This is a genomic window from Halostagnicola kamekurae (assembly GCF_900116205.1).
Classification (GTDB): Archaea; Halobacteriota; Halobacteria; order Halobacteriales; family Natrialbaceae; genus Halostagnicola; species Halostagnicola kamekurae.
In genome coordinates this window covers 47,620-69,998 of the sequence record NZ_FOZS01000001.1, presented here as the reverse complement: position 1 = coordinate 69,998, position 22,379 = coordinate 47,620, and the positions used below count along the sequence as shown (strand labels likewise).

The window sequence follows — 22,379 nt, the reverse complement described above, 5'->3', positions numbered from 1 at the left end:
AGGTCCGCTCGTAGGCCTGCCACGTACGGTCCGAGAACGGGGCGGTAAAACGAGATTACTCGAGCAGTCCGAGGTCCTCGAGGCGGGAGACGATCCTGTCGACGGCGTGTTCGGCGTCGACCGGTTGCTTGCCGCCGGTGATGACGAGTTTACCGGAACCGAAGAGAAGTGCCACCACGTCCGGATCGTCGAGTCGGTAGACCAGCCCGGGGAACTGTTCGGGTTCGTACTCGATGTTCTCGAGGCCGAGACCGATCGCGATCGCGTTCAGGTTGAGATTTCGCCCGAGGTCGGCCGAAGTGACGATGTTTTGGACGACGATTTCCGGATCCTCGTCCACCTGAATCTGGAGTTCACGAAGCTTATCGAAGACGATACGAAGGCTCTCGTGGACGTCGTCGGTGCTTTTCGCGCCGGTACAGACGATCTTGCCCGAGCGAAAGATCAGCGCGGCGGACTTGGGATTTTGCGTTCGGTAGACGAGACCGGGAAACTGCTCGGGGTCGTAGTCGGCCCCCTCGAGGTCCATCGCGACGCTCTGGAGGTCGAGTTCCTGTCCGATGCCGGTCGACGCCACCACGTTTTCGATATTGATGGTGTCCTTCGGATCCGTCATAAGTCGCTTAAAAAGACGTATTTAAGGTTTATAAAGGTTGGTGCCCGCACCCCGTCTCTCCGGTTTGTGCGACGACTGTCAGTTCCCTTTATATCGATCGCGTGGCGTCTCGAGGGCATACTCCTCCGATTCCCCGCTTTCGCTCGGCGCTCGGGTCGTCGAAAACGGTAGGCTCATACTCGACCCGAAGCGACGAACGGTCGTGTACTTCCTCGAACTGGGCGGAGAGGACGATCGGTTCGCGAGGCGGGAGGCGGCGAGTGCGGCGGCCGACGTCGATCGAATCGCCCCGGGGATCGCCGTCGCACGCGGTCTCGCTCCGCAGCGCGTCCGCGGGCTCGCCTACGCCCACTGCGCGAGCGAACTCCTCGGTCGGACGGACGCCACGCTCGAGAGCGCCCGCGCGCTGCTCGAGACGGCGACTCTCGACCGCGAGGGCTCGGTCGCCGTTCGAGCCGTCGACGTCCGCGGCTCGAGCGGGGTTTCCACCACGAACGTCGAACGAACCCTCGGGGGCGTGCTGGTCGACCGGGGCTTCTCGGTAGATCTCGAGGACCCGGACCACGTCCTCCGCGTTGCGTTCTCGGCGGGCGAACTCGAGACGGGCGACGCCCTCGAGCCGATACTTGCCGATGAGGACCGGGGGAACTCGAGTGCGACGCCCCAGAGCGAACGCGTCTCGGTCTGTGCGCTCGGCTGGCTCGCCGCCGAGAGCGTCCGCGATTTCGGCTCGCGTGCGCCGACGGACAAGCCGTTCTTCCAGCCCGGCAGCATGGATCCGCTGCTCGCTCGCGCCGTCGCGAACGTCGCCGGGGCCCGCGAGGGTCGGCGACTGTTGGATCCGATGTGCGGCACCGGCGGCGTGCTCGTCGAAGCGGGACTCGTCGGCGCTGACGTCGTCGGGACCGACGCCCAGGAGAAGATGGTTCGCGGCGCGCGCACGAACCTCGAGCACTTCCTCGACGATTCCGCCGAGTCGCCGACCGGGGTTCCTCGCGGGTCGTGGCACGTGGCCCGCGGCGACGCCACCAGCCTGCCGCTGGCAGACGACTCGGTCGACGGCGTCGTCTTCGACGCCCCCTACGGCCGCCAGTCGAAGATCGAGACGCACCGACTCGAGGACCTCGTCTCCGGCGCGCTCGCCGAAGCCCGCCGAGTCGCCTCCCGCGCCGTCGTCGTCGCCGACCGATCGTGGCTGAGCCAGGCCAGATCGGCGGGCTGGGAACTCGAGTCCGCGTTCGAACGGCGGGTGCATCGCTCGCTGACGCGGTACGTCCTGGTACTCGAGTGAATTAGACAAATCTGATTACGAAAATCTGACTGAATCGATCACCGAGTTTTATGGTGATAGATACACTCTCCTAGCACAAGGTGGACTTCGTGAGCAAAACGAACCCAAATCCGGAGACAAACGAGGAAGACGAGTACGGTACGGCTCAACTCAACCATCGCGGTCGGCTTACGATCCCCAAAGCGCTTCGTGATGATCTCAACCTCGAGGACGGAACGGAGTTTCACGTGATTCGCGACGGTGGAGAGATTCGGCTCGTTCGTTCCCTTCCCGACCTTGAAACGCTGACGCGGGGCGACGAGTGGGGAGAAGAGGCGTTCCGCGATGCAGGTGACGCAACGTTCGGTGGGACGTGAGATGACAGCGCGCGTCGTCCCCGATCTGAACGCCTTGACGATTCAGTTGATCGACGACCATCCCGGTCACTCCTACGTCGCCGACGAACTCGTTCCTGCACTCACGGGGGCGAACACGCTCGTCGTCTTTGGGTATTTCCCGCTACGTATCCAATGGCTTCTCGAGGATTTCGGATTCGAGACGGTCGACGCTCGAAATGCGGTCTCATCACTCCTTCAATATCCAATGGAATTCGTCGACGTCGACGACGATCTCGTGCTGTCGGCATACGATATCAGCGCAGAGAAGAACCACGACGTATACGATTCGTTCTATGTGGCACTCGCGCGCGCCGCCGATGCAGATGCGATCGTAACAACCGACAGGGACTTCGAGCACTTGTGTACCGACGAGCCGTTCGAATACAGAAATCCGGTTCCGGACGAGGTTCTCGAGCGGTTCGTCGATGTGAACGCGTGATCGTCTCCGTATTCGTCAGCTTTCAGTTTCGTCGCACGCCTCTCGAGTGCGCAATTCACGAAGAATCGCCGTTGCAGGTCGCTCTTCGTCCTCGACCCGCTCGAGCCCCCGAAACTCTCGCATCGAGCCGATCGGTCGAACGACGAGTTCTTTGTCCTCCTTTTCGACAAACGCGACTCGCCCTGGTGCGGAGATCCCGTGTCGTTCCCGGATGCGATTCGGAATCGTCACCCGTCCGTCCTCAGTGACGGGGACTATCGCCTCTCCATCCGTTGAGTTGGTATCCGATGTCATAGTTGGACTTCTGTAACGAACGAATTAGTTTTGTCCATGACGGACTCCTCACCTCCCCTACCGCTGAGGGCCCGAGTATCGTATCGAAAGCACTCACTCGCTCGCGGACAGTGCCCGTTCTCGCAATCGCTCGCCCTTCTCGCTCTCGACGGTGAGCTCGGGCACCGGTATCGGCGTTCCGTCCTCGTCGATCGCGACGAACGTGAACGTCGATTCTGTCGTGAGCTCCGTCTCGCCCGACCGTGGCTCCTCGCGCCACGCCCGCAGCGCGACGTTGACGCTTGTCTCCCCCGCGTCGTAGACGTACCCCTCGATGAGCGCCGTTTCGCCGAGGGGCACCGGCCGGAGGAAATCGAGTTCGTCGACGCGGGCGGTGACGCAGGACTCGCCGGCGAACCGGATCGCCGACATGCCGCCGACCTCGTCGAGCCACTTCATGAGGTTCCCGCCGTGGAGGGTCCCGTTGTTGTTCGCGTGGTTGGGCTGGACGGGAAATCGGTTTTCGATGTACGTCTCGAGCAGCGCAGTCATGACTCAGCGTTCTCGTTGCGGGTAGATAATCGTGCGTGGTTCCGCTGGCCATCAGACGCTTACTGGTCCGCACTCAAGCCGGTATCACTCGTTTGCTGGGTCGTCGTGAGTCGCATGCGTGTCGTTGCTCCGACGACGAACGCGCTACAGGCGAACAAGAGTACAAAGACGGGCCACTGCATCGGGGCGGACTCGTAGCCGAACACCACTGCAGTCGCGAGGACGAGGAGCGCTCCACAGACCAACGCGAAGACGCCGAACCAGAGCGGACCGACGATTGGGGGCCGACGGTTCGAAGCAGGAGCTCCGCCAGCACGGTGGTGACTACGAGTCGTATGGGAGATGCCGCTCGTATTCGACGCGTCGGTTGCGTCCGGACGATTCCCGCGTGCGGGCTCGGATCCAGTCATCCCGGCCTAATTCCGATTCCGACCTAACTCCGCGAGCACATGCGAGACATGGATCCGGTCGCTCGAGCCTTCCTGCATCTCGAACTCGGTGTCCGCGACGAGCCGGTGCATTCGGGCGAGTTCGTCGCCGTGGTACCGCTTGCGCGCGACGGCGAGGATCTCCTCGAGGACTTCCCCGCCGTCGAGGCCTTCGTCGACTAGCAGATCGTCGAGGGTCTTTCGCGCGTCGGTGAACTCGCCGGCCTCGGCGTCATCGACCATCGACTCGATCTGCTCGTCGAGACCGACCTCGCCGATGGTCTCGTAGGCCCCGGTCATCGTGAGTTCGCCCGCGTCTTCGACGGTCGTCTGGGCGGCTAAGATCGCCTTTCTGAGGTTCCCGTTCGCGTACCCGGCGACGAACTCGAGGCCGTCCGCGTCGTACTCGACCCCTTCGGCCTCGACAATGTGCTCGAGGACGGCGACGGTCTCCTCACTTGAGGGGGCCCGGAAGGAGACGGGGAAACACCGCGAGCGGATCGGCGGAATGAGCTTCGTCGGCTGGCGCGTCGCGACGATAAACTGCGTCGTCCGATGGTGTTTCTCCATGATCCGGCGCAGAGCCTGCTGGAAGTCCTCGCGAATGTCCTCTGCGTTGTCGAGCAGGATCGTCTTGTACGCACCCGATACGGGCGCGTAGCTCGCGGATTCTTTGAGCACGTGGTTGATCATGTCGCGTTTCGACATCGACGAGCGCCCGACCAGAAAGCCCGCGAACCGCGGATCGTTCTTGATTTCGGTCTTCGTCCGGCCGAAGAAGTCGGCGACGTTGATCTCGATCAGGTCGTTGTCCACGTCGTCGCCGTAGACCTCGCGGGCCAGCGCGCGCGCCGCCGCCGTCTTCCCGCTTCCCGGCGGGCCCTGCAGGATCAGGTTTATCGGCTCGTCGACCGCCCGCTGGAGGTATCTGCGGGCGTCGTCCTGGGGTAGCTCCTCGAGCGACGGGGCGTAGGTCTCGGTCCACAGCGGCGCGTCCATCGCCCGTGAGTACGGACGGGACGGGTAAGAATCGGTCGGTTAGCCGTCGAGTTCGCCGACGGTGAACTCGCTCTCGATGGGCGTTCCGTCCTCGTGTTCGACCCGCGTCGCCTCGTCGATCTCGCTCGGATCGCCCTCGTAGAGGACCAGTATCAGTTCCTCGTCCGCTCCGACGGATTCGTCGAGTTCGACGGTGATGTTCTCGTGGTCGCCGGGCGAGAGTTGTTCGCTCGTTCCCAGCGGATCGCTTTGATCGTCGCCCGCAGCTTGCTCGACCGCCAGGAACCCCGTAACTGGCGTTATCGCGTCCGCCGTGACGTTCGTGTCGGTTCCGTTCGTGGGCTCGACACTCGGGGTTCCATCGAACTCGAGGTCGATCGTCTCGATCGCGCCGTCGGCTTCGGTGTAGACGCCGATCGTCTGCTCGCCGGGTTCGGTGCCGTTCGTGTCGACATCGAACGTCACTTCGCGAGTCTCGTCCGGCTCGAGCTCGAGCAGCCGCTGCTCGAGGACTTCCCCGTCGATACGAAGGTCGACTTGCTGTTGATCGAGATCGTCGGTCGGGTTTCGGATCTCTCCGGTCACCTCGATCGTCCCGGTGGTCGTCGCCGAGGCGGGAGCGTCGATCGACTCGACGGTAAACGAGTCACCGACCGCGTCGTCGCGGTCGGCCATCGTCACCGACGCGATGTCGCTGACCGGATAGCCTTCCTCGAGGTAGGGCTGGTCTTCCTCGCCGCCGGTCTGGTTGTACGCGTAGGTCTCGTTGTTGGTGCTGTCCCGGTGGGCGGTCGCGGTCAACTGTCCGAGCAGTTCGCCGTCGTCCGCGGTTCGATTGACGGTCACGTTCCGGTGTTCCCCGGACTCGAGGTAGTCGGAGACGCCGAGCGTCGTTCCGGTGCTGTCGCTGACGACGACGAACCCGCCTTCCGAGAGGGACACGGCTTCGATCGTGACGTTGGTTCCGTCCCCTTCCTGATCGTCGAACTCGATCGACGCGTCCGGATCGTCGACGCCGAACAGCGTCGGTGCTTGCCCGATGACGACCCCCGCCGCGAGGACGACGGCGAGCGCGAGCAGGATCGCGACGATTCGTTTGACCGCTCCGAACTCGGGTCTCGATCTCATCTCTTCTGAATCAACTGGATACTCCCCCTTCGGGCCCCGAGAACGTAAAACGTCGAGTTCGTTCGGTGACCCTATCGCGTCCCTTCGCGTCGTGATCGCTCCCGTAGGTTTGTCATATGTTCTCTCGTGCGATGGTTTCGCGAGAAACCGATCGCTCACGGCCACAATCTTCATATAGTGAACATTCATCCAGCGTCATACTAATAACATACTAGTTATATTTCTGTATCAATAAGTAAAACACTAGTTAGTATAGATAATCTAGAAGTAAAATACAGCGCTAGATAAACTTTATTTAGTAATTCGATGTGTGGGCTCGTATGGGTTATCCAGCGACGAACGCCACCACCGATCTGGAGACAGCTCGTCGAAACCAGTTCGTACGAAGCGCTCGCGCCCGTCCGTCGACGGAGCGACCGGTAGGTTCCGGCGGACGCGCCCCAGAACGTCGGTGGAGGTCGATCCGACGATGATCGTTGCCTCGCTGGTGATGATCGTCGGACTACTGGTCGGAATTGGCGTCGTGCAGGCGTACGGACTCCGGCTCTCGGGCGTCCTCGTGGTTCCGATGTACGCGGTGTACGCTCTCTACGACGTCCTCGCGCTCCCTGCGTTCGTCATCGGCGTGGCCGCAGCTTACGTCGGGCTGGCGGTGCTCCAACGGCGAACCCTGCTGTTCGGACGACAGCTGTTGCTGGCAGGTATGATCCTCAGCATGGTCGTCCCGCTGGCCGTCTTCGGCGGACTCCTCGCGCTCGGCGTTCTCGAGGTTTCGCTCACGACGGCGACGTTCGCCGGGAGCATCCTCCCGGGCGTCGCGGCCTACAACTACCACCAGCTCGATTCCGACCGGCGGCTCGAGGACGTGGCCGCGAGCGTCGGAACGCTCGTCGGGCTGATCGCCCTCGGCGGCTCGCTCGTCAATCTCGCGATGGCACCCCGCCTCGGCCGGCTCACGCCCCCGGTACTGTACGGGCCTAACTCGGATATCGCCGCGGCCCGGAACGCCGTGATCGCCGATATGGGCGGCTTCCTCGAGATCTCACTTCCGATCGTCCTCCTCGTCATCGCGCTGGGGATGCTCGTCTCGGAGGGATCGTACGTGCGGTGGGGGATCAGGCTCAACGGGATCATCGCGCTGCCGTTGCTCGCGCTGTTCGCGCTCCAGTCGATCGCCATCATCCCGCTGTACGTCCTCGGCGTCGCCGCCGTCTATGGCATCCTCAAACAGTTCCACCGATCGACGCTGTTGTACGGGCGGGTGTTACTCGGTACCGGCCTCGTCATCGCGCTCGCTGGATCGATTCCGATCGCGGTGTTCTTCCCGGTCGCCTCCGGGCTGCACCTGTTCTTTACGGCCATCCTCATCGGCATCGCCGCGTACAACCTCCACCGGATGCCCCCGGAGCACCGCTCGACGTCGATATCGCTGTCGACCGGTGCGTTCGCGCTCTTTCTTGGCGGTCTTCGGCTGGTCGTGACGCCGGAACCGGGCGGAGCGCTCACAGCCGATCTTTCGGCGCTCCCCCAGATCGCGCTGCTCGTCGCCTGTGTCGTCGTCGGCGCTGTGTCCGCGCTTCGACTCGAGCGACTTCGACCGGCGCGCTCGAGCGCCGATCGACAGTCCGCCGGGACCCATACCTGACACCTGAGAATTCCAACTATCGATACACTATCAATGTCTTACGACACCACTTCAACGGTCGTTCCCGAGCCGCTCACCCGGCTCGCTCGACGCATCGCTGGACCGCTCACTCGCGGCACCGAACACCGTCGCCGACTCGAGGAAATCGACGTCAAGATCGTCGTGTCCGGCACCCGCGGCAAGTCGGGAACGACCGAACGGATCTACGACGTCCTGCGCTCTCGAGGCTATGATGCCTACGCGAAGGTGACCGGCAACCACCCGCTCTCGCTGTACGACGGCGAGGAGAACCCGATCGAACGCGGCGAGCGCGTCACCCTCTACGAGAACGTCGAGGAGCTTCGAAAGTACTTCCCCGTCGACGCGCTGGTCCTCGAGAACCAGGGGATCACGGACTACACGACCCGGATGATGAACGAGCGGTTCGGCAACCCCGACGTGCTCGTCCTCACGAACGTTCGCCAGGACCACCGCGATACGCTCGGCGGGACTCGCGCCGATATCGCACGGGCGTTCGCTCGCGCGACGCCCGCCGGAACCCACGTCGTCAACGGCGAGCAGGACGAGCAACTCCGGGCGTACATCGAACGCGAACTCGAGGCCGTCGACGCGACCGTCTCCCACGTCGAGGTTCCCGAACGCCATCAGAACATCCCCGCCGCCGAGTGCATCTACGCGCTCGATCACGTCCTCGAGGCCATCGACGAGGAACCGCTGTCGGACCGCCAGCGCGAATCGATGCTCGCGGACTTTCGCGTCGAGTGGACCCACGCGCTCGACGGTCGAGTCTACAACGCCGCGGACGTCAACGACGTCGAGAGCACCGAAATGGTGCGTCAGGCGCTCGTCGACGACGAACGGATCCAGCCGTTCGTCTACCTCCGTCGGGACCGGCGCGCTCGTACCGCGTCGTTTCACGACTACCTCGAGGGCCTCTTCGAGGACGACGCGATCGAACAGGCGCGAGTCGCGGGCGGCCACGCGGATCTGTTCGCCGAGAAATCTTCGTTTCCGGTGATCAGCCACGATCACGAATCCGAGTCGGCAGAGTCGGTCTTAGCGGAGATGATCGCGGACGGCTGGCCGGTGCTCGTGATGGGAAACACCGTCGCCGAGTTCATGCGCGACCTCGACGACGCGATCGAGCGCCACGCCGAGCCACCGGAATCGAACGGGGCGACCACGTCGGATCTCGAACTGGAACTGCCCCGGAAACCGGTCGATTCCCGGCTCCCGGTCCAGCCGGTCGACTCCCAGTCGTCCGGCGACGCCGACGGGACGCCGTCCCGACTCTCTCGCGTACAGAGGTGATCATGTAAAGACGAAATCCCACGTCGACAGTGCCACTCGACTCGTCGACGTCCGGTCACAGGCGCTTCGCTCGTCGACTGCCGCTCGGGAGGCGGTACGCTCCCATCGAAACGATGACACCATGACAAACGATTCAGACACCAACGGACGCATCGACCGATTCAACCCGTCGCGACGATCGCTCCTGACCGCCATGGTCGGAACCCCGGCGGCACTCGGCCTCGCTGTCGGCTCCTACCAGGCGGCCACGAGTGCCATCAGCGAGGCGGACCTCGAGACGTGTCTCGTCTGTTCGCTCGCAGACGGACAGGCCGAGTTCGTGGAAGACCGAACGTCGATTTCGGCCGATCCGCGACTGCTCTCGGCACACGGGCTCTCGGCGGGCCAGCAGGTTCGACTGTCCCGCCCGGACGACTCGAGCGAGTTCGCAGTCTATACGATCGCGGAAAAACGCCCCGAGGCGCCGGAGGACATCGTCCGCATGTCCGACAGCGCTCGGTGTCGGCTTGACCTCGGATCGGCCGAGCTACAGGCGACGACCGACGAGACGAACTGTCCCGGCCCCGCGGGCGACTGTTCGGTGAGCGACGAGGAGTTCGACGCCGAGATCACGTCGACGATTCCGAACCCGAGTCTCTCCGAGTCGGAGGCCAGAGAGCAGGGCGAACTGATCGAGCGCCTCGACGAGAACGGCTCCGACCGGATCTTCATCGCACCCCACGGCGGCGCCGTCCAGCCGAAAACGGACGATCAGGCCGAACATGCCGCGGATCTGGCCGGCGCGACCTGCTGGCGGACGAAAGGCTGGGGGCCGGACGCGGGCGCGTTCCAGCGATGGTACGTCCCGTCGATGGCGCTCTCGCCGGAGTCCTATCCCGAACTCGAGACGATCGCGGACACCGACTTCGACGTCGCGGTGGACTTCGGCGGCGTCTGTGACACCGGGATCGTCGTCGCCGGAAACGCGCCGCTATCGACGCTCGAGAGCGTTCGGGATTCGATCAACGCCGCGTTGCCCTCCTGTGCCGAGCAGGCGACGCTGCCGGCCGACGACGGCCTGACGGGTGACGGGCTGCTCGTCGACCAGCTCGGCGCCGACAGCGTCTTCCTCGCACAGAGTTACGCGACCCGACGCGCCTACTGGAGGGAGATCGCGACCGGCGCGGCTGCGGCGCTCTCCGAGGACGTCGAAGTCACGGCGAGCGGAACCTGTCGGTAGTCGTCGCCTATCGGGCGCTATCGCTGGTCGCGAACCGAACCGATCGAACTCAATTTCTATTGCGGATCCGCTCGTGAAGCGCCGAGGCTCGTCACGACGCCCGACCGGACCGATGACCCAGTTGCGCGTCGGTCCGCTTCGATCCGAAGCCGGTTTAGTCGCCGCGGTCCGAACCGTAGCCAATGCCACTGTGCGTGACGTTTCTCGGAACCAGCGGGGCGATTCCGACCGCTCGACGGAACCCCACCAGCCTCTTCGTCGCGCGCGAGGGCGACGAATTGTTGTTCGACGCCGGCGAGGGAACCCAGCGACAGATGATGCGCTTTCGAACGGGGTTCTCGATCTCCCATCTCTTCGTGACCCACCTCCACGGCGATCACGTCCTCGGTATTCCGGGACTCCTCCAGACGATGGCGTTCAACGACCGGACGGACCCGCTTGCGATCCACACGCCGCGGGGCACCCGATCGGAGATCTCTTCGCTCGTCAACGCGCTCGGCAACCGGCCGTCGTTTCCGGTCCGGATCAACGAGGTCGGCGGCGACGACGTCGCCTACCGCGCCGACGAGTACGAGGTTCGGGTCTTCGAGACCGACCACGACACGCGCTCGGTCGGCTACGCACTGGTAGAGGACGACCGCAAGGGCCGGTTCGACCGCGAGCGCGCCGAAGAACTCGGCGTCCCGGTCGGCCCGAAGTTCTCGAGACTCCACGAGGGCGAGGCCGTCGAACTCGAGGACGGCACCGTCGTCGAACCGGATCAGGTCGTCGGTGAACCCCGTCCCGGCCGCTCGCTCGTCTACACGGGCGATACCCGCCCGACGCAAGCGACGATCGAGGTCGCGGATGAGCCGGATCTGCTGATCCACGACGCCACGTTCGCCGACGACCGGACCGAGCGCGCGACGGACACGGCACACTCGACGGCACGACAGGCGGCCGAAATCGCCCGCAGGGCCGGCGCGGATCGGCTGGCGCTCATGCACATCTCCTCGCGGTACGCCGGCGACGTCGAGGATCACCTCGCGCAGGCTCGAGACGTGTTCGACGGCGAGGTCTCGCTGCCGGAAGACGGGGACCGGCTCGAGATTCCGTATCAGGACGACTGAACGCCCGTTCCGGCCGTTCGATTCGACGCGGCCGGCGTGTCGGTGGGTGTTGTCACAGTTTTCGTCGGATGTCCTTCAGTACGAGCAGTATCTGATAGGAGATCACAACCAGCGCGACCAAAAGCCCCGTCTGCAACAACTGGTTGAGTGGTACTTCGTACACCTCGTGAGCGATCACAGCGAGAAGTAAGACCGCCAGTACCGCGTATCCGAGTAGGGAGTCTCGCGATGACTGCTCCGACGACATTCTATCGGTACAACAGAGTGACGTGATGTGTAAATACATTGTGAAGACCGCGGATCGAAGTACTGCAGCGATTCCGCGCCGGATTTATACCGTTCTCGCCCCTATAGTCGTCCGTGAGCACCCGAACGAGTGCGTTGAACGCAGTCGTCTTCGGCGTCGACGTTCAGAGCGGGGACGTCCGCGGTGACTCGCCTTCCTACGCGCTGGTCCAGTACGACGGCGAGGAGCTCGATCGAGACGTCGTCACCCACCGCAAACTCAGACGGCTGATCGACGATGTCGAGCCGGCGCTCGTCGCGACGGACAACATGTACGAACTGGCGGCAGACAAAGACCAGTTGATCCACTTTCTGGGGTCGCTGCCCGCCGAGACCAGACTCGTGCAGGTGACGGGGGCCCAACAGCCCGAACCCCTCTCTCGAGTTGCCAAACGCCACGGAATCCCCTACGGCAAGGACCCGATGAAAGAGGCCGAGGCCGCCGCCAAACTCGCGGCCCACAACGTCGGCCACGAAGTCTCGGCCTTTACCGATACGACGACGGTGAAAGTCTCGAGAGGTCGTTCGACCGGCAAGGGCGGCTGGAGCGAGGACCGCTACACCCGGCGGATTCACGGCTCGGTCAAGCGCCGCGCTCGCGAGGTCGAATCCGAACTCGAAGACGAGAACCTCGAGTTCGAGACCGACATCCGGGAGTCCTACGGCGGCTACGCCAACGCCGTGTTCACGGTGCAGGGGCGTCCGAGCGACATCCCCGTCTCGAACGAGCGCTCGGGCGACGTTCGGATCGAGATCGAACGCGAACGCCGCGACGGGATCGAGTTCAAGCCGCTCGCCAAGCGTCGCGACCACGTCGTCGTCGGCATCGACCCGGGAACGACCACCGCGGTCGCCATCGCCAGTCTCGAGGGCGAGATCCTCGACGTCTGGAGTTCCCGAACCAGCGACGCCGCGGACGTGATCGAGTGGATCGTCGAGCGCGGGCGGCCGATCATCGTGGCGGCGGACGTGACCCCGATCCCCGAGACCGTCGAGAAGTTCCGGCGGAGTTTCGACGCCGCGGCGTGGACGCCGACCAGTGATCTCCCAATCGACGAGAAGCAACACCGCACGCGCGACCATCCCTACGACAACGATCACCAGCGGGACGCGATGGCCGCGGCGCTGTACGCCGTCGACGATCACGAGGATCAGTTCGAGCGCATCGCCGCAAAACTCCCGCCGGGAATCGACCGCGGCGAGGTGACGGCGCGCGTCGTCGCCGACGAGGAAAGCGTCGAGGCCGTTTTGCGGGATCTCTCCGACGAACCCGAGGACGAGGAGGAGACGACCGAGCACGAACCGCGGGAACTCACCGAGGAGGAAAAGCGGATCAAATCGCTCGACCGGCAGGTCGAACGCCTCCAGTCACACGTCGAGCGCCTCGAGGAGCGCCTCGAGACCAAAGACGAACGGATCGAGGATCTCGAGGCGGAACTCACCGTCTCCCGGCGCGAGGAGCGTCGCCAGGTCCGCAAGGAGTCGGAGGTGAGCCGCCTCGAGCAGAAGGTACAGCGCCTCGAGCGCGAACGCGACGAGGCCCGCGAGAGTGTCGACGACCTCGAGGACAAAGTCGAGCGGATGAAAGCCCTCTGGAAGCTCGATCACTCGAACTTCAGCGACGTATCTGCCAAAAAGGAGGGGCTGGTACCGGTGAAGGTGATCGAGCAGTTCACCAAGGGTGCGATCCGCGAGGCCGACGACCAGTACGGCATCGCAGCCGGCGACGTCGTCTACGTCCGGGACGCGAGCGGTGCCGGCAAATCCACCGCGGAACTGCTCGCCTCATTCGAGCCGCGGGTCGTCCTCAAGGACGGCGGGCTCTCGGATGCGGCCGACCGGATCCTCTTCGAGGCCGAACTCCCCGTCGGCCCGGCGGGCGACGTCGCCATGCAGGAGGTCGACGAACTCGCCGTCGCTCGCGAGGAAGACGTCGAGGCCGTGATCGACGACTGGCACGACCGGGCTCGAGACCGCAGGCGCGACCAGAAGGCGTCGATGGTCGACCAGCTCATCAGCGAGCACCGAGCGGGAGACAACGAAGCCTGAGCGCGGAGCCGGTTTTAGTCCTGAGTCTCGAGCGGTGAGAGAACCTGCGGAACATCCGCGGGCTCGACTTCCTCGCCCAGGTCCTCGAGTTCGTCGACGGGGCCGTTGACGAACAGCGCGTGGGCGACGAAGCCGATGGCGACGAGTCCGAGAGCTGCAATTGAGACTTCGAACGCGATCGACGTCGCGACTCCGATGAGGACCCCGGCTGCGAGGCTCGCGGCGATACAGAGCAACACCAGGTCGTAATAGTGCAACGTGTACCCCATAGAAGTCCATACGGCCGGTAGCACGTTAACGTTATCCAGTTATCGGGCGGCCGGACGGTGCGAAACGCCTGTCTGTATCCTCTTACATCATGCCGAAGGCCCCGAGCATCCCCGACACCAGCGCCTTGACGGTTACCGCCAGTCCGACGAGCACGAGCGCCATTCCGGCGGCGATCATGAGACTCTCGAGAGCGATGAGCGCGATTCCGACGAGAACGATGATGAGCCCCGCGATACCGAGCGGGCCGAGTTTATCGAGCATACGCGTGAGTCGATTGCCGCCCAAAATAAACGGCGCGGTTTGGGGGTGTCGCCGGTCTCGAGTCGTCGCCGACCGAAATCCGGTCACCGCCGTCGGATCGCTATCCGCACGATTTCGTTGATAGAGTTTAAAACCCTCCAACGCCAACGACGACGTATGAGCGAGGACGAGAGCAGCCGCAAAAACCTCCGAATGCCAGACGATGACGAGGTTTTCGCGACGGTCACGAACATGCTGGGGGCGAACCGAGTCACAGTCCGCTGTGCCGACGGGGAAGAACGCACCGCGCGCATCCCCGGTAAGATGCAAAAACGCATCTGGATCCGTGAGGACGACGTGGTCCTCGTCGAGCCCTGGGACTGGCAGGACGAGAAGGCCGACATCACCTGGCGCTACGAGAAGTCCGACGCCGACCAGCTCCGTCGCGAAGGCCACATCGCATAGCGATTCCATCAGACACGGGCGTACACTCCGTAGGCGGCCAATTGCCCGACCGGAAGTAATGCGACGAGACTCCATTTTATCAGCGGTCGGCTATCCCGTCAAATAGCTCGTTTCGCCCGCTGTGACGACGCTGTCTACAGCAGCCCACACACTCACCGCGGGCGGGACTGAAAGGGACTTTCGACCGTTTAGGGGCTGTTGAAACCATCATCGGTAAAAAAACATCGGCTAACAAACTTTGAAAGGATCAGTAGGTACAGATGTCTCACGTATCGCGGGGATAGGATACAAGGACCAATTCAGGACGTACCGTTAGTTGAATTGACTAGATATCACTGTAGAGATCAATACGAACACGAAATCAAGCGCAAGCGTCGGAACCATACCAAATACAAATAAGAATGTGATTCCGACACCTGTGATCATAGCCCCGATAACCATCTCAGAGATTCCACTACTCGGAAGTGAACGATAGAGATCGTATCCGACAACAGCTTGGAGGACAAACAATACAGCACCTATCAGGGAGATAGCCGGCATTGGTCACGATTTTGATTCATACATACATATGAATGTCGGATCATTATCAATATGGTCTGTGAAATAGTAAACGGCCAATCCGAATCTGTAGCCTGTCACACGCTCAAATACCGATGAAGAATAGGATTCCAACAGAGCCACCGTTGCGGTTCGTCCTCGAGCACCCTGCAACTGATCCGAAGTAAAATCACAGCGTCTCGAGCACGATAACTCCAATCCAAACCACCTTCTTTCCCTCCTCCAGACCTCTTCTTCCATCCCGTACCAGTAGGTATATTATACTTCAGACTAACTGTCATGATGGAAGCTGCGCGCGCCGAATTGGCCGCGGGCATACGCGTGAAATGCCACGGGTGCTAGAACACCCGAAGCGTGTGGCTTCCAAGCGGAACACTTGGTGCCATGCTTTACTTACTCCCACCGAGACAAAAAACTCTCGAACGACAGCGCAGCATCACGTTTGACCACCTCGAAGACTCGAACGGTCGCCTATATCCGAGGAATTGCGCCCGAGCGATGCCCCGGAGGCGATTCGCGTGACCTCAAGCACCGACGATTCCGGTGGCCACTCGAGCGCCGACCGATCCTCCTCGACCGTCTGTTATCGGTGCGACGAGTCGATTCCCGCCGACCGCGTGCTCCGCGTTTCGACCCGGCCGTGTCCGGCACTCGAGAGTCGGTACGCCGCGGTCGCTCGAGCGTGCTGTCCCGATTGTGCGGCCGGGATCGGACTGTTGGCGTTGACCGGTGAGGTCGCTCGAGCGGGCTCATCGATGGGTTCGGACTAGTTTTCTACCCGGCCCGTTATCGGCTCGAATCGTACATCTACTTCGTCTCTCTTTGGATTCGACCGTTTATGTTGCCGATCGGGCTTGTTTGGCGATTTCACCTGTATTGAAAAACTCACACGGTGCTATGGCTCCCCCTCAGAACGGGTTTCGTCCGACGAGTCGCGTCATCACGGTCCGTTCGGCGCGGCGAAGCAACTCACCTGCCGTCCCGCTCGAGCACTCGAGGCGAGCGGCGATTTCCTCGAGCGATCCTTCGCTGGGCATGCGGTAGTAGCCACAATCGACGGCGGCGGAGACGGCCTCGAACTGGCGCTGGGTCAGGGCCGTCCGCGAGTTGATTCGCCCGGCGCGAAACTCACCGATCGACACGACATCGACGCTCATGAGATCGGAGATATTCCCGACCGCTGTCTGGATCGCATCGGAGGGGCCGATCGCCGTCAGCCGAATCGTCCCGTCTGTTTGATATACGATCGGCGGGACGGCTATCAACCCTGGCTGGAATACCGCGTCGATAAAGACCCGTTCGGACTCCGTAAGCGATCCCCGAGCATACAAATAAAACGTCTCGTCTCGACAGGGAGCGATCTCGAACTCGAGGGTCGCTGGCACGTCCTCGAGTACCTCCTCGTAGGGCGAACGCGGTCCGTCGACGTGAAACAGGACCGCGTTTTCGTCGTCGGCGTACTGGTGTTGATAGAGCAGTCTCGAGGCGTCGTAGCTATCGTGTTCGACGACAAACTGGTGCATCGGATGACGCTCGTTGGGCGGTCGCTGCAAACTCACTTCGAGATAACGCATTCGGGTGGCCCACGATACGGACGTAGTGCATTTATAAACTCCCCTCACGGCTGCGGCCAAAGTCTGACCGTTGCATCGATCCACCGTTTACCCGCCATGACAACGCCGAAAACGCACGGCGCGCAGGCTACCTGGCCAGACGTTCGAGCGCAGGGGCGTGAGCGCATTCGCGAAGCGGGGGTCGCGGGTGCGGGCGGTGCGGGCTTTCCGTCCTTCGCGAAGTGGGACGCTCTGGGGCAGGTCGATTCCCTGCTGGTGAATCACCAGGAGAGCGAGCCGAACTACTTCATCGATAAGTGGCTCGGGAAGACGAAGGCCCAAACGCTCGCCGCACTGTTCGACGTCCTGCTAGAGCAGGCGGTAGTCGACCGCATCATCGTTAGCGCGAAGTGGAAAGACCGCGAGAAGTACATGCACGCGCTCGAGGCCGATACCGACGGGACGATCGTTCCGCCGGGCGAGTTACCACTCGAGCGCGAGGAACACGAGGGCGTCGTGTTCGCGTACACGGACAATCAGTACCAGTACGGCATGGAGAGTGTGCTCCTCAAGGTGGTCGACGGCACGGTGCTGCGCGGTGACCTCCCGATGGATCACGGCTGGCTCGTCCAGAATACCGAGACGCTAATCAACATCGCGCGAGCGCTGTCCGACGAAACGCCGGTGACGCGGAAGTACGTGCACGTCGACGGTGACGTGGCGCGGGGTCGGTTTCTCGAGGTCCCTATCGGCACGCCGATAAGCGAACTCTTGAACGCGGCCGGTCGGCCAGCCGATACGCTCCCCTCGGACGCTGTGATCGCCGACGGGGGTCCGGGCTGGTGTTTTCCTATCGACGCACCGCTGGAGGCCTACGGCGTCAGAAAAAGCACGAACGGCCTGCTAGTCCTCGACGAGCGAACCGCCGAGGAAAACGAACTCGGTGACGGTCGGATCGACGTGCTCGAGGAGTACGACTGGAACGCCCGGCCGATAGAAACCGAACCTACAACGGCGATCGACCCGTCTCGGGTTCGGATTCCACTCGCGACTAATCCGAATCCCGATATCGTGGAATCTGCCGCCCCGATCGTCGAGACTGGTGATCGAGTTAGCGTCGGCGATCGGATAGCGAGCCCGAGTTCCGACAGAATCAGTAATCCCCAGCACGCGTCCATCGCCGGCGAAGTGACGGCGGTCTCTGAGACGAGTATCGAAATCGAATCGCGAACGACCAGGTAGCGAGCGCTGTCAATGATTTTGGGGAACGAATTCGCTCCTCGAGTTCGCCTGTGGCGAACCACTTGTCACAAAACCTTCGATACCAACCGCTGTCACGGGATCCATCCCGATTTAACGGTAAATTGCTTACTTCGTTCGCGAACGCTCGAGCGTGCTGTCCCGACTGTGCGGCCGGGATCGGACTGTTGGTGTTGACTGGCGAGGTCGCTCGAGTAGGCTCATCGGTCGAGTATGACTAGGGACCTTTTGACGGTCTCGAACGATCCGATTTCGTCCGAGTCGACTCGTGGGATTGGCGGTCGAGAACCTCGAGAATCGCCGCCGGATCGCCCACTCGCGGAAGCCACAGGGTGCGGCCGGTGTCGGGACGTTCCACAACCACGGTTGCCGTCTCGAGCCGGCCGTCGATCCAGTCGCGTTCGATTCGGGCGGTGTGCTGGTCCCCTGTCCCGATGTGCCACACCGGCTGTCGAAACAGCCGGTCGTAGCCGACGATCGCGTCGTCGTCGATCCGGTATTCGACGAAAGCGTAGCGGAGCCAGTAGTCTAGATGGATCGAGAGAGCGGTTACGGCGATGGCGACGACCCCGAATCCGGCCACGATCGACCAGGCACCGTCGAACGCGAACAGTAGCCCGCCGGCGGCAATAAACACGCCAACGAACCAGAGGTTCGGATATCGCTTGAGGTGAGCCCGAGTTGCGAGCAGGCGACCGCCGACGGGCGGACGGACTCGTTTTGCTGTGTCCGGCACGGAACCGTCGATCGGTTCCGTCGTCGCCGGAGCGTGCTTGTGCGTCGTTGGAGTGTTCCCCGGCGTCGCTGGATCGTGCCCGCTGTCGAAGTGTTCGCCTATCGACTCCTCGAGCGCGACCAGTCGATCGCGGTAGACGTCCGCGAGGTCGAACCCTGATTTGACGAGGACGATCCCGATCAGTAGCGGGAGGCCGACGATCGTCGGGTCCACCGCGGCGATCGACTCGTCACTGGCCACGGTGGGGTCTGCCCCCACGGCAAGCACTGCGATACAGAGCCCGACGATGAATAACACTCCGATACGCCAGATCACGCCGCGTACCGCCGTCTGGGCGCTGTGCTCGCGGTACCCCTGTCGGTAGAAGTACTCGAGTCCCGTCCGGCTCCCCTCGGTGAGAAACAGGACGCCGGCAGCGAGGACTCCCGTCTCGATCGCGCTCGACTCGAGCGCGTGGCCACCCACGAGTCCGACGGTCACGGCTCCCGTGGCGAACCAGATGAGCGAGAGTATCGGAACCGCCATGGCGAAGATGGGGAGCGTCGAGAGCCGTATTCCGAAACCGGTGCGCGGGATCGGAACCGAAACGGGCCTGTCCACGAGCGCCCCGAGGAGGTACATCTCCGGGTCGAATTCGGACGGCCGGCCGGCAAAGAGCGCCCGAACCAGCGCCCAGAAGCACATGACGGCGAGTTCGAACCAGTAGACGGTGACGAGCGTCGCGGCGTTCCACTCGAGCAGGAGGACTCCGACGAGCGGCAGAAGACCCGAGACGATCACGGCGAACAGCTCGGGCGTCGCGTCTATTGTACGCAGTCGCTCGAGGGGAGCCATTTGCCTCGTGTTTGATCGATCACACGTAAGTCGTTACGCTTTCGGCCGTCGAGCCGAGTACCGTCGTCCGGTTCGATACTAGCTCTGTTACTCGTAGGTTTCGAGCTCGAGGTTGTCGACTATCACGAGTCCATTCGGTCGGTGAGTCGGTCGAGTTGGTCTCGCGATTCGGCTTCGCGCTTTCGAATCGACACGCGCATCGTTTCGGCTTCTCCGTCAGTGAGGATGCCCGCACGCTCGGTCAACGACCGTTCGCCGGCGATTCGCTCGAAGTATCCGAAACGGACTCGCCGGCTCGCTTCTGGTGCTCGAGTTGCTGGTAGGCTTCCTCTGTCAGCCGAACGTTTCGATACTCCGTGTCGTCCATGCACTCACTTGTGCGCTAGGAAAATTAGCTGTTGGACTCAGTCGAGCCGCTCGAACGCCGAGCGACCAGCTACAGATCGGCGACGTCCTCGATCGCGTCGGTTAGCTCCTTGATGCTCTCGAGATCGTGTTCGCCCATGTGGCCGATTCGGAACGTCTTCTCGCCCAGCGCGGAGCCGTAGCCGTTCGAGAAGACCATGTCGTACTCCTCGCTGACGGCGTCGATGGTCGCGGCGACGTCGATGCCCTGAGTGTTCTCGATACAGCTCACGGTCTGGGATTCGTAGCCCTCCTCGGGGAACATCGCGAAGTGCTCGCGGGCCCACTCGCGGGTGTACTCGGCCATCTCCCGGTGGCGCTGGTCGCGCGCGTCGTGGCCCTCGGAGAGCATGTGTTTCATCTGCTTTCGGTAGGCGAGCATGATCGGGATGGCGGGCGTGGAGTGGGTCTGGCCCTTCCGGTCGTAGTAATCGAGGGTGCGCTGGAAGCCGCCGTACCAGGAGGCCGAATCCTTCTCGAGTTCGCGCTCGTATGCCTCGTCGCTGACGACGCAGACGCCGAGTCCCGGCGGCATGGCGAAGGCCTTCTGGACCGAGGTGAAGATCACGTCGATCCCGTGTTCGTCGATGTCGATGTAGTCCCCGCCGAGCGACGAGACCGCGTCGACGACGAAGTAGGTATCCGGGTACTCGGCGACGACGTCGCCGATCTCCTCGACCGGGTTGCGGACGCCGGTCGAACTCTCGTTTTTCACGCAAGTGACCACGTCGTAGTCGGTGTCCGATTCCTCGAGATACGCGCGGACGTCCTCGGGTTTGACCGCCTGGCCCCAGTCGTACTCGAGGGTGTCGACGGTTTTGCCGAGGCGTTCGGCGACGTTGGCCTGGCGCTCGCTGAAGCTGCCACAGGTCGTGACGAGGACGTTCTCGTCGACGAGGTTCAGGATCGAACTCTCCATGAACTCGGTTCCCGACCCGGTGAGGACGATGACGTCGTTGTCGGTACCGAGGAACTCCTTCGTGTCCTCGACGATGGTGGTGTAGAGATCGGTCATGCGGTCCATGCGGTGGCCGAACATCGGCTCGCACATGGCCTCGATGACGTCCTCGCGTACCTCGGTCGGACCCGGAATATACAGCGTCTTGTCGGGATAGTCGTCTCGATATTCGCTTTTTTCGGTCACGGAAACCACTCGATACCAGCTACTGAGTCGTGCGACGGTATGGTACTTTTGATGGCGCACCGACCGCGAACTGCCGGAAATCTGTTCACTCGAGTCCGAGTGAACGAATGCATACATTTCGAACGATCAGTCGGCACACGACGGCCGTGACGAGGACGTCGATCGGGTCTCGGTCTCGTGGCTCGCGGAGCGAACGTAGGGATTTTGCCCGACGACGAATCCATTCGCGGGCCTCGAGGAACGCCCGTACTCGTCGTCGACGATCGGCCGAACGATTTTCCAGAGGCTGTCGATCTTACAGAGGGTAAAGCCGAGGACGATCAGCGCGAACCCCACGATCGTCGCGGCCGTGATGGACTCGCCCAGCAGGAGCCACCCGAATACGGCGGCGATCACGGGGGAGGTGTAGTTGACGAGGCTGAGTTCCGTCGCGCCGACGCGCTCGAGCAGCGTGAAGTACGCGAGAAAGCCGCCGGCGGTCGAGACGACGCCGAGATACGCGAGCGCGGCCACGACGTCACTCGTGAACGTCACCGCGAGAACGCTTTCACCGGGGTGGAGGACGCTGACGGCGTGTAACGCGAGTCCGCCGACGCCCATCGCCCACGTCTGCAGCGGGATGATCGACAGCGTCGATCTCGTCCGCTCGAGGACGACGGACCCCACGGCGATCGAGAGGGCCGAGCCGAACAGGAGGCCGACGCCGAGTGCCTGCCCGCCCAGCGAACCGCCGGAGACGGCGATGACGACGACACCTACCAGTCCGAGCACCAATCCGACGGCTGCGGGCGGTCGGATTCGCTCTCGCGGGAGCAGTGCGAGCGCGATCGGCGGCGTGACGATGGGCGTCAGGCTCAACACGATCGCGGCGACGGCGCTCGAGACGTACAACTGACCGACGAACAACAGTCCGTAGTGCGCACCGACGAGGAGCACGCCGCCGGCGACGATCGATACCGCGTCCGCTCGCGTTCGCGGTCGCCACTCGAGACCGAGCGCGGCGACGAGGCCGACGAACAGGACGGTCGCGACGTCGAGTCGGAAGGCGGCAAACAGGAGCGGCGGCAGCGATCCGAGTCCGATCTCGATCGCGCTGAAGGCGGTTCCCCAGGCGAGTGCGAGCGCGGCAAAGAGGAGAATATCTCTCTGTGAATTCATTTTATTATGAGAGGTGACTCGAGCACTTGTATGTT

General features: G+C 62.9%; 25 protein-coding genes. 11 read left to right on the top strand and 14 right to left on the bottom strand.

Annotated features, from left to right (window positions below):
• Positions 1 to 55: 55 nt before the first annotated feature.
• A complete protein-coding gene (locus tag BM348_RS00350; protein ID WP_092900438.1) occupies positions 56 to 616 on the bottom strand; it encodes a TATA-box-binding protein in 561 nt (186 codons plus the stop codon).
• 202 nt (positions 617 to 818) lie between these two features.
• Here BM348_RS00350 and BM348_RS00345 point away from each other — a divergent pair, with 202 nt between their 5' ends.
• From BM348_RS00345 to BM348_RS00335, 3 genes are all read left to right on the top strand, one after another.
• Positions 819 to 1,907 (top strand): methyltransferase domain-containing protein, encoded by a 1,089-nt coding sequence (locus BM348_RS00345; RefSeq protein WP_092900436.1) that lies wholly within the window; start codon positions 819 to 821, stop codon positions 1,905 to 1,907.
• A gap of 89 nt (positions 1,908 to 1,996) precedes the next feature.
• The gene (locus BM348_RS00340; protein WP_092903495.1) at positions 1,997 to 2,263 is read left to right on the top strand and encodes an AbrB/MazE/SpoVT family DNA-binding domain-containing protein; all 267 of its coding nucleotides are present in this window, start codon (positions 1,997 to 1,999) and stop codon (positions 2,261 to 2,263) included.
• Between the two features lies 1 nt (position 2,264).
• A complete protein-coding gene (locus tag BM348_RS00335; RefSeq protein ID WP_092900434.1) occupies positions 2,265 to 2,723 on the top strand; it encodes a PIN domain-containing protein in 459 nt (152 codons plus the stop codon).
• A gap of 15 nt (positions 2,724 to 2,738) precedes the next feature.
• On the opposite strand, the gene BM348_RS00330 is transcribed toward BM348_RS00335, so the two are convergent.
• From BM348_RS00330 to BM348_RS00310, 5 genes are all read right to left on the bottom strand, one after another.
• Positions 2,739 to 3,017 (bottom strand): AbrB/MazE/SpoVT family DNA-binding domain-containing protein, encoded by a 279-nt coding sequence (locus BM348_RS00330; RefSeq protein ID WP_092900432.1) that lies wholly within the window; start codon positions 3,015 to 3,017, stop codon positions 2,739 to 2,741.
• 93 nt (positions 3,018 to 3,110) lie between these two features.
• On the bottom strand, positions 3,111 to 3,548 hold the full coding sequence (locus tag BM348_RS00325; RefSeq protein ID WP_092900430.1) for an acyl-CoA thioesterase: 438 nt from the start codon (positions 3,546 to 3,548) through the stop codon (positions 3,111 to 3,113).
• A gap of 59 nt (positions 3,549 to 3,607) precedes the next feature.
• On the bottom strand, positions 3,608 to 3,958 hold the full coding sequence (locus BM348_RS00320; RefSeq protein WP_092900428.1) for a hypothetical protein: 351 nt from the start codon (positions 3,956 to 3,958) through the stop codon (positions 3,608 to 3,610).
• 6 nt (positions 3,959 to 3,964) lie between these two features.
• Positions 3,965 to 4,975, bottom strand: a complete 1,011-nt coding sequence (locus BM348_RS00315; protein ID WP_092900426.1) for an AAA family ATPase — start codon at positions 4,973 to 4,975, stop codon at positions 3,965 to 3,967.
• Between the two features lie 39 nt (positions 4,976 to 5,014).
• The gene (locus BM348_RS00310) at positions 5,015 to 6,103 is read right to left on the bottom strand and encodes a DUF7282 domain-containing protein (protein WP_092900424.1); all 1,089 of its coding nucleotides are present in this window, start codon (positions 6,101 to 6,103) and stop codon (positions 5,015 to 5,017) included.
• Between the two features lie 469 nt (positions 6,104 to 6,572).
• Between BM348_RS00310 and BM348_RS00305 the strand changes: the two genes are divergently transcribed.
• From BM348_RS00305 to BM348_RS00280, 5 genes are all read left to right on the top strand, one after another.
• Positions 6,573 to 7,748, top strand: a complete 1,176-nt coding sequence (locus BM348_RS00305; protein ID WP_092903493.1) for a poly-gamma-glutamate biosynthesis protein PgsC/CapC — start codon at positions 6,573 to 6,575, stop codon at positions 7,746 to 7,748.
• A gap of 33 nt (positions 7,749 to 7,781) precedes the next feature.
• Positions 7,782 to 9,059, top strand: a complete 1,278-nt coding sequence (locus BM348_RS00300) for a Mur ligase family protein (RefSeq protein ID WP_092900422.1) — start codon at positions 7,782 to 7,784, stop codon at positions 9,057 to 9,059.
• Between the two features lie 121 nt (positions 9,060 to 9,180).
• Entirely contained in the window at positions 9,181 to 10,278 is a 1,098-nt protein-coding gene (locus BM348_RS00295; protein ID WP_092900419.1) for a hypothetical protein, read from the top strand.
• A 182-nt stretch (positions 10,279 to 10,460) separates the two neighbouring features.
• Positions 10,461 to 11,387, top strand: coding sequence for a ribonuclease Z (rnz, locus tag BM348_RS00290; protein ID WP_092900417.1), 927 nt, complete (start codon positions 10,461 to 10,463; stop codon positions 11,385 to 11,387).
• A gap of 360 nt (positions 11,388 to 11,747) precedes the next feature.
• Positions 11,748 to 13,721: a DUF460 domain-containing protein gene (locus BM348_RS00280; protein ID WP_092900413.1), complete on the top strand. Its 1,974-nt coding sequence runs from the start codon at positions 11,748 to 11,750 to the stop codon at positions 13,719 to 13,721.
• Between the two features lie 14 nt (positions 13,722 to 13,735).
• Here the strand turns inward: BM348_RS00280 and BM348_RS00275 are convergent, their stop codons facing one another.
• Positions 13,736 to 13,990, bottom strand: coding sequence for a hypothetical protein (locus BM348_RS00275; protein ID WP_092900410.1), 255 nt, complete (start codon positions 13,988 to 13,990; stop codon positions 13,736 to 13,738).
• Positions 13,991 to 14,072: 82 nt separating this feature from the next.
• Positions 14,073 to 14,252, bottom strand: coding sequence for a DUF7470 family protein (locus BM348_RS00270; RefSeq protein WP_092900402.1), 180 nt, complete (start codon positions 14,250 to 14,252; stop codon positions 14,073 to 14,075).
• 156 nt (positions 14,253 to 14,408) lie between these two features.
• Between BM348_RS00270 and eif1A the strand changes: the two genes are divergently transcribed.
• Together eif1A and BM348_RS00255 are read left to right on the top strand one after the other, a co-directional pair.
• Entirely contained in the window at positions 14,409 to 14,696 is a 288-nt protein-coding gene (eif1A, locus tag BM348_RS00265) for a translation initiation factor eIF-1A (RefSeq protein WP_050049761.1), read from the top strand.
• Between the two features lie 1,076 nt (positions 14,697 to 15,772).
• Complete coding sequence (locus BM348_RS00255; RefSeq protein WP_139231114.1) at positions 15,773 to 16,024, top strand: hypothetical protein; 252 nt, start codon at positions 15,773 to 15,775, stop codon at positions 16,022 to 16,024.
• A gap of 138 nt (positions 16,025 to 16,162) precedes the next feature.
• Here BM348_RS00255 and BM348_RS00250 read toward each other — a convergent pair whose 3' ends face one another.
• A complete protein-coding gene (locus tag BM348_RS00250) occupies positions 16,163 to 16,777 on the bottom strand; it encodes a helix-turn-helix domain-containing protein (protein ID WP_245779370.1) in 615 nt (204 codons plus the stop codon).
• Positions 16,778 to 16,924: 147 nt separating this feature from the next.
• On the opposite strand from BM348_RS00250, the gene BM348_RS00245 reads away from it, so the two are divergent.
• The gene (locus tag BM348_RS00245; protein WP_092900395.1) at positions 16,925 to 18,049 is read left to right on the top strand and encodes an SLBB domain-containing protein; all 1,125 of its coding nucleotides are present in this window, start codon (positions 16,925 to 16,927) and stop codon (positions 18,047 to 18,049) included.
• Between the two features lie 235 nt (positions 18,050 to 18,284).
• Here BM348_RS00245 and BM348_RS00240 read toward each other — a convergent pair whose 3' ends face one another.
• From BM348_RS00240 to BM348_RS00225, 5 genes are all read right to left on the bottom strand, one after another.
• Complete coding sequence (locus BM348_RS00240) at positions 18,285 to 19,637, bottom strand: DUF6498-containing protein (RefSeq protein WP_092900394.1); 1,353 nt, start codon at positions 19,635 to 19,637, stop codon at positions 18,285 to 18,287.
• 122 nt (positions 19,638 to 19,759) lie between these two features.
• Positions 19,760 to 19,882, bottom strand: coding sequence for a hypothetical protein (locus tag BM348_RS22140; protein WP_281244653.1), 123 nt, complete (start codon positions 19,880 to 19,882; stop codon positions 19,760 to 19,762).
• Positions 19,879 to 20,004, bottom strand: coding sequence for a hypothetical protein (locus BM348_RS22135; RefSeq protein WP_281244652.1), 126 nt, complete (start codon positions 20,002 to 20,004; stop codon positions 19,879 to 19,881). The genes BM348_RS22140 and BM348_RS22135 overlap by 4 nt, the downstream gene beginning before the upstream one ends.
• A 69-nt stretch (positions 20,005 to 20,073) precedes the next feature.
• Entirely contained in the window at positions 20,074 to 21,186 is a 1,113-nt protein-coding gene (locus BM348_RS00230) for a pyridoxal-phosphate-dependent aminotransferase family protein (RefSeq protein WP_092903491.1), read from the bottom strand.
• 126 nt (positions 21,187 to 21,312) lie between these two features.
• Positions 21,313 to 22,344 carry a DMT family transporter gene (locus BM348_RS00225; RefSeq protein WP_092900393.1) on the bottom strand — a complete coding sequence of 344 codons (1,032 nt, stop codon included), beginning with the start codon at positions 22,342 to 22,344 and terminating at the stop codon, positions 21,313 to 21,315.
• Positions 22,345 to 22,379 lie beyond the last annotated feature (35 nt).

Bases quoted from the DNA above. Each gene is read 5' to 3' on its own strand.
- BM348_RS00350 (WP_092900438.1), bottom strand. From the start codon at position 616: ATGACGGATCCGAAGGACACCATCAATATCGAAAACGTGGTGGCGTCG.
- BM348_RS00335 (WP_092900434.1), top strand. From the start codon at position 2,265: ATGACAGCGCGCGTCGTCCCCGATCTGAACGCCTTGACGATTCAGTTG.
- BM348_RS00330 (WP_092900432.1), bottom strand. From the start codon at position 3,017: ATGACATCGGATACCAACTCAACGGATGGAGAGGCGATAGTCCCCGTC.
- BM348_RS00325 (WP_092900430.1), bottom strand. From the start codon at position 3,548: ATGACTGCGCTGCTCGAGACGTACATCGAAAACCGATTTCCCGTCCAG.
- BM348_RS00320 (WP_092900428.1), bottom strand. From the start codon at position 3,958: ATGACTGGATCCGAGCCCGCACGCGGGAATCGTCCGGACGCAACCGAC.
- BM348_RS00315 (WP_092900426.1), bottom strand. From the start codon at position 4,975: ATGGACGCGCCGCTGTGGACCGAGACCTACGCCCCGTCGCTCGAGGAG.
- BM348_RS00310 (WP_092900424.1), bottom strand. From the start codon at position 6,103: ATGAGATCGAGACCCGAGTTCGGAGCGGTCAAACGAATCGTCGCGATC.
- BM348_RS00305 (WP_092903493.1), top strand. From the start codon at position 6,573: ATGATCGTTGCCTCGCTGGTGATGATCGTCGGACTACTGGTCGGAATT.
- BM348_RS00300 (WP_092900422.1), top strand. From the start codon at position 7,782: ATGTCTTACGACACCACTTCAACGGTCGTTCCCGAGCCGCTCACCCGG.
- BM348_RS00295 (WP_092900419.1), top strand. From the start codon at position 9,181: ATGACAAACGATTCAGACACCAACGGACGCATCGACCGATTCAACCCG.
- rnz (WP_092900417.1), top strand. From the start codon at position 10,461: ATGCCACTGTGCGTGACGTTTCTCGGAACCAGCGGGGCGATTCCGACC.
- BM348_RS00275 (WP_092900410.1), bottom strand. From the start codon at position 13,990: ATGGGGTACACGTTGCACTATTACGACCTGGTGTTGCTCTGTATCGCC.
- BM348_RS00270 (WP_092900402.1), bottom strand. From the start codon at position 14,252: ATGCTCGATAAACTCGGCCCGCTCGGTATCGCGGGGCTCATCATCGTT.
- eif1A (WP_050049761.1), top strand. From the start codon at position 14,409: ATGAGCGAGGACGAGAGCAGCCGCAAAAACCTCCGAATGCCAGACGAT.
- BM348_RS00250 (WP_245779370.1), bottom strand. From the start codon at position 16,777: ATGCACCAGTTTGTCGTCGAACACGATAGCTACGACGCCTCGAGACTG.
- BM348_RS00245 (WP_092900395.1), top strand. From the start codon at position 16,925: ATGACAACGCCGAAAACGCACGGCGCGCAGGCTACCTGGCCAGACGTT.
- BM348_RS00240 (WP_092900394.1), bottom strand. From the start codon at position 19,637: ATGGCTCCCCTCGAGCGACTGCGTACAATAGACGCGACGCCCGAGCTG.
- BM348_RS22135 (WP_281244652.1), bottom strand. From the start codon at position 20,004: ATGGACGACACGGAGTATCGAAACGTTCGGCTGACAGAGGAAGCCTAC.
- BM348_RS00225 (WP_092900393.1), bottom strand. From the start codon at position 22,344: ATGAATTCACAGAGAGATATTCTCCTCTTTGCCGCGCTCGCACTCGCC.